This window comes from Burkholderia sp. SRS-W-2-2016, assembly GCF_001931485.1.
Classification (GTDB): Bacteria; Pseudomonadota; Gammaproteobacteria; order Burkholderiales; family Burkholderiaceae; genus Paraburkholderia.
In genome coordinates this window covers 1-16219 of sequence record NZ_MSDV01000023.1, presented here as the reverse complement: position 1 = coordinate 16219, position 16219 = coordinate 1, and the positions used below count along the sequence as shown (strand labels likewise).

General features: G+C 65.4%; 13 protein-coding genes, 1 tRNA gene and 1 rRNA gene. 10 read left to right on the top strand and 5 right to left on the bottom strand.

Annotation, left to right across the window (positions count from 1 at the left end; genetic code table 11):
• Positions 1-3069 (bottom strand): formate dehydrogenase-N subunit alpha, encoded by a 3069-nt coding sequence (fdnG, locus tag BTH42_RS10820; protein ID WP_143752007.1) that lies wholly within the window; start codon positions 3067-3069, stop codon positions 1-3.
• Between the two features lie 128 nt (positions 3070-3197).
• Here fdnG and BTH42_RS35955 point away from each other — a divergent pair, with 128 nt between their 5' ends.
• The 9 genes from BTH42_RS35955 to BTH42_RS10775 all read left to right on the top strand — a co-directional run bounded on the left by BTH42_RS35955 (position 3198) and on the right by BTH42_RS10775 (position 11165).
• Positions 3198-3689, top strand: coding sequence for a beta-xylosidase (locus tag BTH42_RS35955; RefSeq protein ID WP_256701959.1), 492 nt, complete (start codon positions 3198-3200; stop codon positions 3687-3689).
• A 122-nt stretch (positions 3690-3811) separates the two neighbouring features.
• Positions 3812-4870, top strand: a complete 1059-nt coding sequence (selD, locus tag BTH42_RS10805) for a selenide, water dikinase SelD (protein ID WP_075298959.1) — start codon at positions 3812-3814, stop codon at positions 4868-4870.
• A 118-nt stretch (positions 4871-4988) separates the two neighbouring features.
• On the top strand, positions 4989-6053 hold the full coding sequence (mnmH, locus tag BTH42_RS10800; protein ID WP_075298957.1) for a tRNA 2-selenouridine(34) synthase MnmH: 1065 nt from the start codon (positions 4989-4991) through the stop codon (positions 6051-6053).
• Between the two features lie 22 nt (positions 6054-6075).
• On the top strand, positions 6076-7131 hold the full coding sequence (locus tag BTH42_RS10795; RefSeq protein WP_075298955.1) for a permease: 1056 nt from the start codon (positions 6076-6078) through the stop codon (positions 7129-7131).
• 26 nt (positions 7132-7157) lie between these two features.
• Positions 7158-7292: a hypothetical protein gene (locus BTH42_RS35950; RefSeq protein ID WP_256701958.1), complete on the top strand. Its 135-nt coding sequence runs from the start codon at positions 7158-7160 to the stop codon at positions 7290-7292.
• Between the two features lie 262 nt (positions 7293-7554).
• Positions 7555-8298, top strand: a complete 744-nt coding sequence (locus tag BTH42_RS10790) for an IclR family transcriptional regulator (RefSeq protein WP_075298953.1) — start codon at positions 7555-7557, stop codon at positions 8296-8298.
• Positions 8299-8370: 72 nt separating this feature from the next.
• Positions 8371-9426: a cyclase family protein gene (locus BTH42_RS10785; protein ID WP_075298951.1), complete on the top strand. Its 1056-nt coding sequence runs from the start codon at positions 8371-8373 to the stop codon at positions 9424-9426.
• A 61-nt stretch (positions 9427-9487) separates the two neighbouring features.
• A complete protein-coding gene (locus BTH42_RS10780) occupies positions 9488-10825 on the top strand; it encodes a short-chain fatty acid transporter (RefSeq protein ID WP_075298949.1) in 1338 nt (445 codons plus the stop codon).
• Between the two features lie 43 nt (positions 10826-10868).
• On the top strand, positions 10869-11165 hold the full coding sequence (locus BTH42_RS10775) for a YciI family protein (RefSeq protein ID WP_075298947.1): 297 nt from the start codon (positions 10869-10871) through the stop codon (positions 11163-11165).
• Positions 11166-11292: 127 nt separating this feature from the next.
• On the opposite strand, the gene dhaK is transcribed toward BTH42_RS10775, so the two are convergent.
• The 3 genes from dhaK to BTH42_RS10760 all read right to left on the bottom strand — a co-directional run bounded on the left by dhaK (position 11293) and on the right by BTH42_RS10760 (position 14929).
• A complete protein-coding gene (gene dhaK, locus BTH42_RS10770; protein ID WP_075298945.1) occupies positions 11293-13011 on the bottom strand; it encodes a dihydroxyacetone kinase subunit DhaK in 1719 nt (572 codons plus the stop codon).
• A 260-nt stretch (positions 13012-13271) separates the two neighbouring features.
• Positions 13272-13348, bottom strand: a tRNA-Val gene (locus BTH42_RS10765).
• A gap of 90 nt (positions 13349-13438) precedes the next feature.
• The gene (locus BTH42_RS10760; RefSeq protein ID WP_075298943.1) at positions 13439-14929 is read right to left on the bottom strand and encodes a M81 family metallopeptidase; all 1491 of its coding nucleotides are present in this window, start codon (positions 14927-14929) and stop codon (positions 13439-13441) included.
• Positions 14930-15324: 395 nt separating this feature from the next.
• On the opposite strand from BTH42_RS10760, the gene BTH42_RS10755 reads away from it, so the two are divergent.
• Complete coding sequence (locus BTH42_RS10755) at positions 15325-15786, top strand: hypothetical protein (protein WP_075298941.1); 462 nt, start codon at positions 15325-15327, stop codon at positions 15784-15786.
• A 326-nt stretch (positions 15787-16112) separates the two neighbouring features.
• On the opposite strand, the gene rrf is transcribed toward BTH42_RS10755, so the two are convergent.
• A 5S ribosomal RNA gene (gene rrf / locus BTH42_RS10750) occupies positions 16113-16219 on the bottom strand; the annotation flags it as partial.

Here is a 16219-nt window from a genome sequence, read left to right as displayed (position 1 = left end):
TTATGCCTTTTCGACCTTGACGAGGAACGACTTGAATTCCGGTGTCTGCGAATTCCCGTCGCCCACGGAGGGCGTTAGCGTATTGACGAGATAGCCCGGCCTCGTAAGCCCCTTGAAGCCCCAATGCAGCGGCAGCCCGACCGTCTGAACCTTCTTGCCCTCGATCGTCAAAGGCTTGATCCGCTTGGTGACGAGCGCCACCGCGACCACGTGCCCGCGATTGGACGACACCTTGATGCGGTCGCCCGCGACCACGCCGATCTCCTTCGCGAGGTCCTCGCCGATCTCGACGAACTGCTCGGGCTGGATGATCGCGTTCAGCCGCGCGTGCTTGGTCCAGTAGTGGAAATGCTCGGTCAGACGATAGGTGGTCGCCGTGTGCGGGAAGTTCTCATGCGAGCCGAACGCGGCCTTGTCGCCCGGGAACACGCGCGCCGCCGGATTGCTGACGGCCAGCTTGTTGTCCGGATGCAGCGGGTTGTAGCCGAGCGGCGTTTCGAACGGTTCGTAGTGCTCGGGGAACGGCCCTTCGGCCATCCCGTCGCGCGCGAAGAACCGCGCCACGCCTTCCGGATTCATGATGAACGGACTCATGCCGTTTTCAGGCGGCTCGTCGAGCTTGAAGTCCGGCACGTCGGCGCCGCCCCACGTCCGGCCGTTCCACGCGACCAGCTTGCGGGTCGGATCGAACGGCTTGCCGCTGACGTCGCACGATGCGCGGTTGTACAGCACCCGCCGATTGGCCGGCCACGCCCAGGCCCAGTTCAGCGTATTACCGATGCCGGTCGGGTCCGAGTTGTCGCGCCGGCCCATCTGGTTGCCCGCCTGGGTCCACGAGCCGCAGAAAATCCAGCAGCCGCTCGCGGTCGAGCCGTCGTCGCGCAGCTGCGCGAAGCTCGCGAGCTGCTCGCCGCGTTTCGCGAGCACCTTGGTTTTGTCGGTCGGGTCGGTGACGTCGGCGAGCGCCTTGCCGTTGAACTCCATTGCGAGTTCTTCGGGCGTCGGGCTGGCCGGATTCGAGTACGGCCAGCTCAGGTTCAGGATCGGATCCGGATACTTGCCGCCGTCCTTGCGATACGCGTCGCGCATGCGCAGCCACAGCCCCGACATGATCTCGAGGTCGCTCTTCGCTTCACCGGGGCCGTCCGCGCCCTGCCAATGCCACTGCAGCACCCGGCTCGAACTGACCAGCGAGCCGCGCTCTTCCGCGAAGCAGGTGGTCGGCAGACGGAACACCTCGGTCTTGATCGAGGCGGTGTCGACGTCGTTGTGGTCGCCGTAGTTCTTCCAGAACTCGGAGGTTTCGGTGGCGAGCGGATCCATGATGACCAGCCACTTCAGCTTGGCCAGACTCGCGCCGACCTTCGCCTTCCACGGCGCCGCCGCGAGCGGGTTGAAGCCCTGCGCGATGTAGCCGTTCATCTTGCCCTGATTCATCAGCTCGATGGCCTGCAGCAGGTCGTACGACTTGTCGAGCTTCGGCAGATAGTCGAAACCGAAGTTGTTCTCGGCGGTCGCGTTATCGCCCCACCACGACTTCATCAGGCTGACGTGGAACGCGCGGTAGTTGCGCCAGTAGCTCAGCTGGTTCGGCCGCAGCGGTTGGGTGGCGCGCTTGGTGATGTACGCGTCGTAGTCCTGCTCCGCTTCCATCGGCAGCGTCATGTAACCCGGCAGCAGGTTCGACATCAGCCCGAGGTCGGTCAGCCCCTGGATGTTCGAGTGGCCGCGCAGCGCGTTCACGCCGCCGCCGGCAATCCCGATGTTGCCGAGCAGCAACTGCACCATCGCGCCGCTGCGCACGTTCTGCGAGCCGATCGAGTGATGGGTCCAGCCGAGCGCGTACAGGATCGTGCCGGCGCGTCCCGGCACCGCCGTGGACGCCAGCATCTCGCACACGTGCAGGAATTTATCCTTCGGTGTGCCACAGATTTTCTCGACCTGCTCGGGTGTGTAGCGCGAGTAGTGCTGCTTCATCAGCTGGTACACGCAACGCGGATCCTGCATGGTCGGATCGACCTTCACGAAGCCGTCGTCGCCGCGCTCGTAGTCCCACGAGGATTTGTCGTAGCTGCGCTTCTCGGCGTTGTAGCCGGAGTACAGACCGTCGTTGAACGCGAAATCCTCGCGGACGATAAACGACATGTCCGTGTAGTTCTTCACGTACTCGTGCTGGATCTTGTCGTTCGTGAGCAGATAGTTGATCACGCCGCCAAGGAAAGCGATGTCCGTGCCGGTGCGAATCGGCGCGTAGTAATCCGCTACCGATGCCGTGCGCGTAAAGCGCGGGTCGACCACGATCAGACGCGCCTTGCGGTGCGCCTTGGCTTCGGTGACCCATTTGAAACCGCATGGGTGCGCCTCGGCCGCATTGCCGCCCATCACGAGAATCACGTCCGCGTTTCTGATGTCGACCCAATGGTTCGTCATCGCTCCACGGCCAAACGTCGGGGCAAGACCTGCCACCGTCGGGCCATGTCAGACACGCGCCTGATTGTCGAATGCGAGCATCCCAAGACTGCGGACAGCCTTGTGCGTCAGATAGCCGACTTCGTTACTGCCGGCCGACGCCGCGAGCATGCCCGTGGTCAGCCAGCGGTTGACCTTCTTGCCGTCGGCGCTGGTCTCGACGAAGTTCGCGTCGCGATCTTCCTTCATCAGCTTGGCGATGCGGTCGAGCGCGTCTTCCCACGAGATGCGCTTCCACTCGTTCGACCCGGCCGCGCGGTACTCGGGGTAACGCAGGCGGCTTTCGCTATGGATGAAATCGATCAGGCTCGCGCCCTTCGGGCACAGCGTGCCGCGATTGACCGGATGGTCGGGGTCGCCTTCGATGTGGACGATGCTCGCCTTCGCGTTTTTGGCGCCGTCGCCAAGGCTGTACATCAGGATGCCGCAACCCACCGAGCAGTACGGGCAGGTGTTGCGGGTTTCGGTTGTGCGCGACAATTTGTACTGCCGGACTTCGGCCAGCGCGGGCGTCGGCGAGAAGCCCATCAGGGCGAGACTCGATCCGGCAAGCGTGGTGGCGGAGACCTTCAGGAATTGTCGCCGGGTCATTTGGGTCATTGAATGGCCTCGGCTCTTTTGGGGACAAAAATGATTATAGGTGCCGATTTCGCGGCACGCAGCGAGATCGTAAAGGAATTGTCACCCGGTAATCATGTAATAAAACTACCGCTTTTAGCGCTGCCTGAATGGCGATAGGACAAATCTGTAGGACGGCGGGCATTATTCATGCTGCATTGCTCAGCAATGAATCCACCTTAACCACGGATTATTGCGCTGCCATGAATACTCTCTCCCTCTCCCGCTCGCCTTCCCTGTCATTTTTTACCCGCATTGCGAGTGCGCGCATGGGCGCTTTTTGCAACGGCCCCGCCCGTTCGGCGGCCGCGGGCGTCGCCGCGCTGGCGCTCGCCGGCGCGGCGATGCTGGCTGCCAGCGGGCCCGGCCACGCGCAGATCCCGCAGGGCGGCGGCACCAATTCACACGAGAACCGGGTGTCGGAAATGGGTTCGAAACCGGCGTCGTCGACACCGGAATCGCACGAGTCGTTAAAACCGCAATCGAAAGACAGCGGCAACGGAAATGCGCGCGGCAAAACCGCCGGACAGAATCAGAATCCGCAAGGTGCGGGCGGATTTGACAATGGTTTGTACGGAACCGGTGCGGGCAGCAATAAATAGGTCCGATTAAAACGTCAACGGGTGTGAATTCGGCGGGCCGGATAAGCGGCCCGCTGCGATGCTGCACGGCACGAAAACAACCCTCATAATGCGGTGATTCGAAGAACCGGATTCCCGCCCTCATGACCCAACTTCAAGCCAGCCAGCCCCCCCGTCTCACGAGTCTGTCGCACGGCGGCGGCTGCGGCTGCAAGATCGCCCCCGGCCTGCTCGCCGACCTGCTCAAACGCAGCGCGCCGCTGCCGTTCTTCCCCGACCTGCTGGTCGGCAACGACACCGCCGACGACGCCGCCGTCTACAAGCTCAACGACGACCAGGCGATCGTCGCGACCACCGACTTCTTCATGCCGATCGTCGACGATCCGTTCGACTTCGGCCGCATCGCCGCGACCAACGCGATCTCCGACGTCTACGCGATGGGCGGCAAGCCGATCATGGCGCTGGCTATCGTCGGCATGCCGATCAACGTGCTGCCGCACGACGTGATCGCGGCCGTGCTGAAGGGCGGCGAATCGGTCTGCGCGGACGCCGGCATCCCGCTCGCGGGCGGCCATTCGATCGATTCGGTCGAGCCGATCTACGGCCTCGTCGCGCTCGGCGTGGTCGATCCGAAGCGCGTGAAGCGCAACGCGGGCGGCCGGGCCGGCGACGTGCTGATCCTCGGCAAGCCGCTCGGCGTCGGCATCCTGTCCGCGGCGCTGAAGAAGGACCAGCTCGACGCGGCCGGCTACGCGGCAATGATCGGCGCGACCACCAAACTGAACCGGCCGGGCGCCGAGCTCGCGCGTCTCGACGGCGTGCATGCGCTGACCGACATCACCGGCTTCGGGCTGCTCGGCCATACGCTGGAGCTGGCGCGCGGCTCGAAACTGACCGCGCGGGTGCGCTATGCGGACCTGCCGTGGCTGCCGAACGTCGCGAGTCTCGCGCAAGCGGGCATCTTCACCGGCGCGTCGGGCCGCAACTGGGACGCCTACGGCCGCGACGTGGTGCTGCCGGCGACGCTGCCGGCCGCCGGCCGCGCGCTGCTGACCGATCCGCAGACGTCGGGCGGCTTGCTGGTGTCGTGCGCGCCGGAAGCGGTCGATGAAGTGCTGGCCGTGTTCCGCGCCGACGGCTTCGACGACGCGCGGGTGATCGGTGAAATGGTGGACGGGGAGCCGCGCGTCGAGGTGGTTTGACGCGGCGAAGGGAGGCACGGCCGCGGGAACGACGCGTTTCGCGGCGCCGACCAGCGCTTGCCGGCAACGCCCATGCGATAATTTCACCCTTCCCGCAGTCCGTTTCGTCCCTATTCCCTTGAAAAGCCTTCTCGTCACCCTCGACAAAGCCGGTGATTTCGATGAAATCGTCGACGTTCGCACGCCCCTCGAGTTTGCCGAAGACCATCTTCCGGGCGCGATCAACGCGCCGGTGCTGAGCAACGAAGAGCGCGTGCTGGTCGGCACCGCTTACAAACAGTCGCCGTTCGAGGGCACCCGGCTCGGCGCCGCGCTAGTCGCGCGCAACATCGCCCATCATCTGGAAACCACCTTCGCCGACCGTCCGCGCAACTGGCGGCCGCTGATCTACTGCTGGCGCGGCGGCAAGCGCTCGGGCTCGATGACGACGATGTTCAACATGATCGGCTGGTCGGCGCGGCAACTGGACGGCGGCTACAAGAGCTACCGACGCGCGACGCTCGAACGGCTCGAAACCCTGCCGCGCCGCTTCCGCTACATCGCGCTGGTCGGCCCGACCGGCAGCGGCAAGACCCGTCTGCTGTCGGCGCTCGCCGACGCCGGCGCGCAAACGCTCGATCTCGAAGCGCTCGCCGCGCATCGCGGCTCGCTGCTCGGCGCGTGGAGCGGCGTGCCGCAGCCGTCGCAGAAAGCATTCGACACGCAGCTGGTCAGCGCGCTGCGCGGCTTCGATGCGAACCGGCCGGTATTCGTCGAGGCGGAAAGCCGGCGCATCGGCTCGATCACGCTGCCGCTCGCGCTGCTGGAAACGTTTCATCGCGGCGCCTGCGTCGAAGTGCACTCGAGCCTTGAGGATCGCGCGGCGTTCCTGCTGCAGGATTACGCGCAGCTGTTCGATCATCCCGACTATCTGAAGGGGCAGTTGCAGCGAATGATCGGCCTGCACAGCCGCGAGCGGGTGACGGGCTGGCAACGGCTGGTCGACGAGAACCGGCGCGCCGAACTCGCCCACGAACTGATCGAACGGCATTACGATCCCGCTTACGCGCGCAGCAGCGGCGAGCATTTCGACCAGTTGCCGAACGCGCTGCAACTCGATTTCCGCCCGAACGACAACGACGTCGTCGAGCAGGCCAAAGCGCTGCTCGCCCAGCTCGACAGCCGCACGCTGGTCGTCGGCTAACAAAAACAACCTCAGGATCATCATGCAATCAACTCTTCGGCAACCTCGCGTCGCCGCCGGCTGGATCGTCTTCCTGCTGATCGCGGTCGTCGGCCTGTTCTACGTGAAGTGGTTTCCGTACTACAACCGCGCGTTCGTCGCCGCGAGCCAGCATTCGATCGGCAAGTCGATCCTGATGGGCACGTCGGCGAGCGCGCCCGCGGCTTCGTGGCAGTCGGCGATCGACTACGCGTTCGCCTACGGCAAGGCGATCTGGCAGGCGATGGTGCTCGGCCTGCTGCTCGGCTCCGCGGTGCAGGCGCTGATTCCGCCGCAGTGGGTCGCGCGCGCGCTCGGCCGCAGCGACTTCAGCAGCGTCGTGAAGGGCGGCCTGATGTCGTTGCCGGGGATGATGTGCACCTGCTGCGCGGCGCCGGTCGTCGCCGGCCTGCGCGCGCGCGAAGCGGCGCCGGGCGCGGCGATCGCGTTCTGGCTCGGCAATACCGCGCTCAATCCGGCCACGCTGATCTTCATGGGCTTCGTGCTCGGCTGGCAGTGGATGGGTCTGCGGCTCGCGCTCGGCATCGTGATGGTGTTCGGCCTCGGCTATCTGGTGAACCGGATGGTCACGCCGAAGGAAGCCGAGGCATCGCGCGCGGCCATCGCGGAACTGGTCAAGACCGACGATCCGGGCACCGCGTTCTCGCGCTGGGTCAAGATTCTCGGCCGCATGACGCTGCGCCTCGTGCCCGAGTACATCGTGCTGGTGCTGATTCTCGGCGCGGCGCGCGCGTGGCTGTTCCCGCACATCGGGCCGGACATCGACAACAGTCTGCTGTGGATCGTCGCGCTGGCGATTGCCGGCACGCTGTTCGTGATCCCGACCGCCGGCGAAGTGCCGATCATTCAGGCGATGCTGTCGTTCGGCATGGCCGCCGGTCCGGCCGGCGCGCTGCTGATGACGCTGCCGCTCGTCAGCGTGCCGTCGCTCGCGATGCTGGCGCGCTCGTTCCCGCGCCGCGTGCTGACGATGGTGACGTGCGCAGTGGTGGTGGGCGGGGTGGTCAGTGGCTTGCTCGCGGTGGCGCTGGGGTTCTGAGTTTTAGAAGTTCTGGGTTTTCGAGTATGAAACGTATCGCCGCATTCGCTGTTACCTGCTGGTCCGCCGCCGGGCTGCTCTATGTCGGTCAGCACTCGCTCGCGCTGATCGCGCTGAGCGGTGTGGTGGCGTTCGCGGGCTTCGATCTGCTGCGGCCGTAGCGGCTGCGGCGCAGTTTTTTTCTCCTCCGTTTTCCTTCTTCGGCGGTGTGACGGCGGCGGTGTTGCCCGCCGTTTCCGCGCCGCTTTCCCCGCTTCCCCCGCTTCCCCTCTTCCGCCGTTTCCCTTTTCCCGCCGCCGCATCGCGGCTTGCGTAGTCGCGTCTTCCTCGCTCGTTCGTGACACCTGCCTTCGGCGAACTTAGGTGTATACCCCGCGTCGCCAGCTATTGTCACCGCATTATCAGCCTGTCGATAATGCTCTCATGGATGTGAAAACCGCGGCACGCGTCTTCGACGTGATAAACCTGTTTGCCGAACTGCGGCAACCGATGATCTACAGCGAAATCGCCCGTCGCACCGGCATTCCGCTGTCGAGTTGCCACGCCCTTTTGCAGACGATGGTCGCGAAAGGCTATCTGTACGCGCCGGGCGTGAAGGCCGGCTACTACCCGACCCAGCGGCTGCTGCACGTCGCGCGCGACATCTGCGGCGAAGACCCGCTCACGCTGCTGTTCCAGCCGCTGCTCAGCGCGCTGCGCGACGCGACCGGCGAGACCGCCGCGCTCGCGACGCTCGCCGGCAACCGGGTGGTCTATCTCGAAGTGCTCGAATCGCGCCAGAAAATCCGCTATAGCGACGAACCCGGCGGCTTCATGCCGGTGCATGCGAGCGCCGCGGGCAAGGCGCTGCTCGGCGCGCTGCCGGCCGCCGCGCGGCGCGCGCTGCTCGATAGCTGCGAGCCGCTGAGCGCGTCGGCCGACGGTTCGGTGATCGAGCGCGCCACGCTCGAAGCCGAGATCGAGGAAGGGCTGCAAAACGGCTGGCATCGATCGACCGGGCAAAGCGTCGAGGACGTCGCGGCGCTCGCGCGCGGCTTCCTGATTCATGGCGAGGCGTTCGCGCTCGTGATCGGCGGCCCGAAAGCGCGGCTGCTGCAAAACGAGCCGGGTGCGGGTGCCGCGCTGCTCGAAATTTACGGACAGATTCCGCCGACCCTGCTTGCGTGAAGGCGCGCTGTTCGTTCAATAGGGATCCGAACGATCGGCGCACCCCAACCCTCTTTGCCAAAGGACGTTGCGATGCGCTGGAAAAATAGACCTGAAGGATCGAACTGGGGCGAATTCGGCGCCGACGACCAGCTCGGCCGGCCGAACCTGCTCGGCACCGACCAGGTGCTAAAGGGCGCGCGCGAGATTCGCGCGGGCCTGAGCTTCTGTCTTTCGCTACCGCTCGACGTGCCCGGCGAAAACAAGCTGAATCCGCGGCGTCATCCGCCGGTGCTGCGGCCGACCGTCAAGGACGGCCTGCCCTACGTGAATTTCCCGTTCGCGCGCACCGAGGCCGGCGCGACCGACATCGTCAGCGACGATCAGGTGCTGCTGAGCCTGCAATACTCGACCCAATGGGATTCGCTCGCGCACGTCGGTGCGCGCTTCGACGCGGACGGCGACGGTGTGCCCGAAAGCGTCTACTACAACGGTTATCGCGCGCAGAAAGACATCGTCGGACCGGTCGAATATCGCGCCGACGACGGCTACGCACCGTACGCGTGCGGCTGCGGCGAGCACAGCCATGCGGACGTGCTCGGCATCGAAAACCTCGCGGTGAAGGGCATGCAGGGCCGCGGCGTGCTGCTCGATCTGGTCGCGCACTACGGCAACGCGTATCGCACGCTCGGCTACGACGATCTGATGTTCGCGCTCGACGCCGATCGCGTGGAAATCGAACCCGGCGACATGCTGGTGCTGCGCACCGGCTTCGCGGAACTGCTGCTGTCGATGAACCGCGAGCCCGACGAAGCGGTGCTGAACAGCCATTGCAGCGCGCTCGACGGCCGCGACCAGCGGCTGCTGCAATGGCTCACCGATTCGGGCATCGCCGCGCTCGCCGCCGACAACTACGCGGTCGAACGCTATCCGGCGCGCCCGCCCGTCGAAGCCGGCGAGCATCCGCTGCTGCCGTTGCATCACCACTGTCTGTTCAAACTCGGTTTGCCGCTCGGCGAACTCTGGTATCTGCGCGAACTGGCGACGTGGCTGCGCGCCAACGGCCGCTCGCGCTTCATGCTGACGGCGCCGCCGCTGCGGCTGCCGGGCGCGATGGGCTCGCCGGTCACGCCGATCGCGACGGTGTAACGAATCACGAAGCCAGCAACAACACGAAGTCACAACAAGAACCAAAGTCAGGGACAGTCTCATGCAGAAAATCACCGCTTTCTTTACCGAGCTGATGCGCCGGTATTTGCCCGATCCATTCGTCTTCGCGATCGGCCTCACGCTACTCACGATGATCCTCGCGGTACTCGTGCAGGGACAGGCACTCACCGCGCTCACGCTGAGCTGGGGTAAAGGCTTCTGGGCGCTGCTCGCGTTCACCACGCAGATGGCGGTGATTCTCGCGATGGGCTACGTGCTCGCGACCGCGCCGCTGACCGAACGCTGCCTCGACCGGCTGGTCGCGCGGGTGCACGATCCGCGCATGGCGGTGATCGTCGCGACGCTGGTCGGCGGGATCGGCAGCTATCTGAACTGGGGCTTCGGGCTCGTGATCGGCGGCATCGTCGCGCGCAAGCTCGCGATGAGCATCAAGGGCGTGCATTACCCGCTGATCATCGCGGCCGCGTATAGCGGTTTCACGATGTATGGGCTCGGGCTGTCGGCGAGTATTCCGGTGCTGATCTCGACCAAGGGTCATCCGATGGAAGCGCAGATGGGCGTGATCCCGCTCGCCGAAACGATCTTTTCGCCGACGATGCTGATCACGAGTCTGGTGGTGATCGTCACGCTGCCGCTGCTCAATGCGTGGCTGCATCCGAAGCCGGGCCAGCCGGTCAAGGAAATCGACCGCGCGCTGTACGACACGCCGCAAGCGGCCACGCCTGCAACGTCCGCGGCCGATCACGACGAACGCGGCACGCTCGCGCATCGCCTGAACAACAGCCGTCTGCTCAGCTATCTGATCGGCGCGGCCGGCATCGTGTATGTCGTGCTGTATTTCCACGGCGGCGGCTCGATGGACCTGAACCTGATCAACTTCATCATTCTGTTTCTCGGCATCATTCTGCTCGGCACGCCGATTCGCTACGTCGAGAAGCTGAACGAAGGCATCCGCACGATCAGCGGCATCATTCTGCAGTACCCGTTCTACGCGGGGATCATGGCGATCATGGCGTCGTCGGGTCTCGTCAATACGTTCTCGCACTGGTTCGTGAAGATCGCGACGCCCGCGACGCTGCCGTTCTGGGGTCTCGTCAGCTCGTTCTTCATCAACTTTTTCGCGCCGTCGGGCGGCGGTCACTGGGTGATCCAGGGGCCGTTCATGATCGAGGCCGCGCAGTCGCTCGGCGCGTCGGTCGGCCACACCGCGACCGCCGTGATGCTCGGCAACGCGTGGAACGATCTGGTGCAGCCGTTCTGGATTCTGCCGGCGCTCGCGCTGTCGAAGCTGAAACTGAAGGACATCATGGGCTATACGGTCATCATGATGTTCTGGATCGGCATCGTGTACACGGCGGCCATTCTGTTGTGGCGCTAATGCGTTCGAGCTCGACACGCTCGCCCACTCAACTGGAGAACTGATGCCCTACATCATCGAGACATTCGACAAACCCGGTCACGCCGACGTACGGATTCGCGAGCGCGATGCGCATCTGGCGTTTCTCGAACAGCACAAAGCACTGCTGCTCGCCTGCGGCGCGAAGCTGAACGACGACGGCAGCGGCGCGGGCGGCGGCATGTATGTGATCGATGTCGAAACGCGCGAGGAGGCCGAGCGCTTTATCGCGGCCGATCCGTTTTCAGCGGTCGGCCTGTTCGAGCGCGTGACGATTACGCGCTGGCGCAAGGCTTATTTCGATCGGGAGTGCTACTTGTAGCGGGATGCGAAGGGCTTTGTTTCGTGTGGTGTGTGCGGCTAACAGCGGGGGGCGTTGTTAGCCGCTTTTGTTTGTGTGGCTTTTGTTTGTGCGGCTTTTGTTTGTGCGGCTTGTGTGGCTTGTGTGGCTAATGGGCCAGCGACTCGCGAAGCGCCGCGAGCCACAACGCTACCGCATGCGCGCCGGGGTCCGCGTGACCGAGCGCACGGTCGCCCACATAACTCGAACGCCCGCGGCGCGGATGCATCGACGCGGTGCGTGACGCACCATCGGTCGCCGCATCGACCGCGGCCGTCAGCGCGGCATTCGTGGTCGCGCCGTTGGCGAGCGCGGTTTCCAATGCCTCGGCGGCCGGCTTCAGCGCATCGACCATCGTGCGATCGCCCGGCTTCGCGCCACCCAATTCCATCAACGCGTCGACCCCGGCGTTGAACGCCTGTGCCCATTGCCGCGCCGTGGTCCCGCCCGACTGTTCGAGCGCGGCCGCTGCGCGCAGCAACAGCACCGCGTACAACGGGCCGGAGGTGCCGCCGACGACCCGCCGCAGCGTCGCGGACACGCTACGCAACACCGCGCCCGGCATCGTCTCGGCCGCATACGTGTCGAGTTCCTGTTGCACCGCGCGGGCGCCGCGCGCGAGGCTGATGCCGAGATCGCCGTCGCCGACGCGCTGATCCATCTCGGTCAGCGTCGGCTCCGCTTGCAGCAGACACGCGCACACCGCGTCGATCGCGCGACGCAGCGTGGCTTCGCGCGCGAGCGTCGCGCCGCTCGCATGCGGCGGCGCAGGCGCAGGCGCGGGCGCGGGCGCGGCGCGCACCGACACCCGCGCGACCCGGCCGCTCAGCGCGGGCCACGCGCTGGTGTGCGCGGGGGCATCGAGCAATGCGAGCCGCTCGTCATCGACACGCAACAACGTCAGCGACACGCCGGCCATTTCCAGCGCGCTCAGAAACGTGCCGGCCCACGCGCGCTCGACCACGATGCCGAGTTTGTCGAGCTCGCGCAGCGCGGCCCCGGCGACGATGCCCAGTTCGCTCGATGGCGTGCCGCCCAGGTTGTTCACGAGCAGCACCACGCGCTCGCCCGCCTGCAACGCGAGGTCGCCGACGATCTTCGCGAGCAGCTTGCCGGCGATCGCATCGGCCGGCTCCAGCGCGCCGCGCGCGACACCCGCCTCGCCATGAATGCCGAGCCCCCATTCGATTTCGCCATCGGCCAGTTCGAAGCCCGGCTTGCCCGCGGCCGGCACCGTGCACGGCGTCAGCGCGACGCCCATCGTGCCGAGCGCCGCGGCGGCGTCGCGTGCGAGCTTTGCGACTTCGCTCAACGGCAGCCCGCGCGCGGCCGCCGCGCCCGCGATCTTGTGAACCAGCACCGTGCCCGCGAGACCGCGACGACCCGCGTGATCGCCGCTCGCGGCCAGCGCGACGTCGTCGGCGACGATCACCATCTCGACCGCAATGCCCTCGGCGCGCGCGAGCTCCGCCGCGAGGCCGAAGTTGAAGCGGTCGCCGGTGTAGTTCTTGACGATCAGCAGCACGCCCGCCGGACCGGCGACCGCGCGGATCGCGTCGAGCACAGCATCGGTGGATGGCGACGTGAACACCTCGCCGGCCACCGCCGCGCTCAGCATGCCGCGACCGACGTAGCCGCCGTGCGCGGGCTCGTGGCCCGAGCCGCCGCCCGAGATCAACGCGACCTCGCCGCGCGCGGCCGCGGTCTCGGCATCCGCGCGCACGACGATCGAGCCGCCCTGCAACAGCGAGAGTTGGGGATTGAGCGCCACGAGGCCGTCGAGCATGTCGGGGACCACGGTGGACACATCGTTGATGAGCTTCTTCATTTGCGTCAGCTCCGTTGGATGCTGCCGCGCTCGCGTGGCGATACGCGCGGCAGCCGGGTCGATGGCGAAACCGGAAGGCCTAACTGTACCGCGCCTTCGCGAACGACAATGCGATACCGCGAACGCGCGAATGCATGCGAGCGTCGAGCTGACTACGAAAACGGGGGGATGTACTGCGAAATGAAGAACTGCCAGGACTACTGCGTTTGACTGGAGCGTAGAAGAAAGCGGAACCGCTTTCTTCTACGTCACAGATGCGTTGGTAGGCTCGATTGGATTCGAACCAACGACCCCCACCATGTCAAGGTGGTGCTCTAACCAACTGAGCTACGAGCCTTTAGAGAGCGCGAATTATAGAGACTCGTCGCGCGCGGCACAAGCCCTTCGCGCGAATTATCTCGACACACGTGCAATTACCCTCGTGCAATCAGTTTGGCGCGGCCCATTCGGTGTGTGGGTCCAACGGATAAACAGGCCGCTCGATGTGCGTGAAGTTGAATAGTGCGTAGTCGGAACTCGTCACGCCGCGGCTATCGCATTCGACCAGCGCGGCCGCGATCGGCATGAACACCGGCCGGCAATACATCCGCGATTTGAGCAGCAAAAAACGCGCGCGGCGCGGATCGATGCCGACGCTTTCGAATACGCCGAGATCCCACGGCTCATTGGTCCGCTCGGTCACGACCAGCTTCACCGTGCCGGTGTCGAGCACCGCGGCGCGGCCCATGTATGCGCGCTGGCCGGTATAGGTCGGGCCGCTGATCACGTATTCGCCGTCCGTCAGCGCCCGCACCACGCCGCTCACGGCGAGCGGCACGCGCGATGGCAACGCGTCGCTCGTGAGCTTGTTGCCGATCGTCAGCGTGACCTGGCTGCCGACGCCCGCCGCGGTCAGCGCCGCGACCGCCTGCGGATCGCACAACGGACCGCTGACGATGCCTTCGAGCCCCTGCTTCAGCGCCTCCTCGAGCAGATCCATCGTGTCGCAGGTGCCGCCCGACATGCAGTTGTCGCCATGATCGAGCAGCAGCACCGGCTTGTCGGCGCCGCGCGCGAGCGACGCCGCCCGTGCGATCGATTCGGCCAGCGGCTCGCTGCGATAGACGAACTCGTCGCGCTCGCGCCAGATCTGTCGCGCGATGCGCTCGGCGACCGCTTCGGCCTGCGCGCGCCCACCGTCGCCCACGACGACGACGCTGATGCACGGCGCCGCGATATCGGCGAGCGAGAAGCCGGCCAGCACCGACACCGCGAGCATGCCGTCGACCTCGGCGGCGCGCGCGGCTTCGATTGCGCGTTGCATCGCGCCGTCGGCGCTCGCGCTGCGCAGCGTGTGGGTGAGCAGCGGTGGTTGCCGCCACGCGAGCACCGGCTTCACGCGGCCCTCGATCATCTCGAACAGCAGCCGCGCCGCGTGCGCGCCGGTCTCGTACATGTCGACGTGCGGATAGGTCTTGAAACTGACGATCACGTCCGCGTTGTCGATCATCTTCTGCGTGACGTTGCCGTGCAGATCGAGCGCGACCGCGATCGGCGCACGAGGTAGCGCCGCGCGCACGCGGGCGAGCAGATCGCCTTCGCCGTCGGCCGAATTCTCGGCGACCATCGCGCCATGCAGATCGAGCAGCACCGCATCGCAACCGGGTGCCGCCGCGACGATCGCGTCGCAGATCGCATCGTACGCGGCGGCATCGACCGGCCCGCTCGGATTCGCCGACGCGGAAATCGGCGTGACGATGTCGGCCTGCGCGCGCTCGGCGGCATCGATAAACGCGGCCATCGCGGTCCGCATCCGATGGTTGTCGATGAACGCGTCGCGGCCGTAGCTCGGGCCGTTGCGGCCGAACGCGGCAAGCGGTGTTTCGACCGGCGAGAACGTGTTGGTCTCGTGGTTCATGCGCGCGATCAGGATCTTCATGCGAGTACGCTCCCTGTCGTGGATGGCGGCTCGTCGCGATGGTCGCGATGGTCGCGATGGTCGCAATGGCCGCAATGGCCGCGATTGCTGGCCGCCTTTCGTCAGTTCGATGCTGTTCGACTTGTCATGATAGAGAGGTTTGCGCGGGCGGGTGGTCGGCTGCGGCGCATACGCGCCCGGAGGATTGGTACCGCGACATCATCGGATATGCGCGACGCGTTGCGATCGACGTACCGAATACCGAAGCATCCGTGCCCCTCCGTACGAGCCCGATCTACGCGGAATTGACTGCCAGCAAACGTTTTCGTCGATCGATGCGAGTTAACTGCAATCAGGGCTCAACCTTTTGCCGGACGCGCCGTTATTGCATTTGCTCAGGCAATCCATTGACTTCCATGGCACAACCTATTTCCTTCCGCAACTCCGGCGCAGCGCGCGCACGACATGCCAAAGCCATGCTGCTGCCGATCGCGCGCCAGGTCGCCGACGACCTCGCGTTGCGGGTCCATCTGTCGCTCGACGCACTGCGCCGCGGCGTCGGCAGCAAGACCGACGCGCAAACGCTCACGCAGATCATGCTATTGACCGCGCACCTGGCAGAAGCAGGTTTCGGCTCGATGAGCCGCGAAGAGCTTTGCGCCGCTGATCGCACGGCATCGGCGGTATTCGACATCGGTCGAACCCACGACGAGTGGAAACTGGACGATGCAGGGTTCGATCTGTTCGCGTCGATTGCGACGAACTACGACCGCCAACTGCATCGCGCGCCGCTATGGGCGATCACGGAAGCGAGCGAACGACTCGACCGCTTCATGGCCGGCTCGCCCGACCCTGTCCCGGCACGTAAGCAGGCTTAACAGATTCCGGACGACATGCTGGCGGGGATTTTTTGAAGAAGGTTCGCCAGTGATTGAACTGGCACGGCGCGAATTAGCCGTGCGAACGCGGAGATCGGGCACGCGTATCTGGAACTGACCGGCTACGCGGATGTATTACGGATTGGCAGGCAATGGCGAAAGGAGCCGCGACCGGCTTACGCTCCGCGCACAGCGGCATTTGTCAGCGCACAAACGCAAAAAAACCTCACCCCCGGAGTGAGGTTCTATGCTGAAACAGGCGCGTAAACGCCAGAACCCCGGTTCTCTTTCGGAGACACCGGGGTTCTGGACGTACTGCATAAGAAGCCTGACGATTACCTACTTTCACACGGGCGATCCGCACTATCATCGGCGTAGAGTCGTTTCACGGTCCTGTTCGGGATGGGAAGGGGTGGGACCGACTCGCTATGGT

Bases quoted from the DNA above. Each gene is read 5' to 3' on its own strand.
- BTH42_RS35955 (WP_256701959.1), top strand. From the start codon at position 3,198: ATGGCGATAGGACAAATCTGTAGGACGGCGGGCATTATTCATGCTGCA.
- selD (WP_075298959.1), top strand. From the start codon at position 3,812: ATGACCCAACTTCAAGCCAGCCAGCCCCCCCGTCTCACGAGTCTGTCG.
- BTH42_RS10795 (WP_075298955.1), top strand. From the start codon at position 6,076: ATGCAATCAACTCTTCGGCAACCTCGCGTCGCCGCCGGCTGGATCGTC.
- BTH42_RS35950 (WP_256701958.1), top strand. From the start codon at position 7,158: ATGAAACGTATCGCCGCATTCGCTGTTACCTGCTGGTCCGCCGCCGGG.
- BTH42_RS10790 (WP_075298953.1), top strand. From the start codon at position 7,555: ATGGATGTGAAAACCGCGGCACGCGTCTTCGACGTGATAAACCTGTTT.
- BTH42_RS10785 (WP_075298951.1), top strand. From the start codon at position 8,371: ATGCGCTGGAAAAATAGACCTGAAGGATCGAACTGGGGCGAATTCGGC.
- BTH42_RS10780 (WP_075298949.1), top strand. From the start codon at position 9,488: ATGCAGAAAATCACCGCTTTCTTTACCGAGCTGATGCGCCGGTATTTG.
- BTH42_RS10775 (WP_075298947.1), top strand. From the start codon at position 10,869: ATGCCCTACATCATCGAGACATTCGACAAACCCGGTCACGCCGACGTA.
- dhaK (WP_075298945.1), bottom strand. From the start codon at position 13,011: ATGAAGAAGCTCATCAACGATGTGTCCACCGTGGTCCCCGACATGCTC.
- BTH42_RS10760 (WP_075298943.1), bottom strand. From the start codon at position 14,929: ATGAAGATCCTGATCGCGCGCATGAACCACGAGACCAACACGTTCTCG.
- BTH42_RS10755 (WP_075298941.1), top strand. From the start codon at position 15,325: ATGGCACAACCTATTTCCTTCCGCAACTCCGGCGCAGCGCGCGCACGA.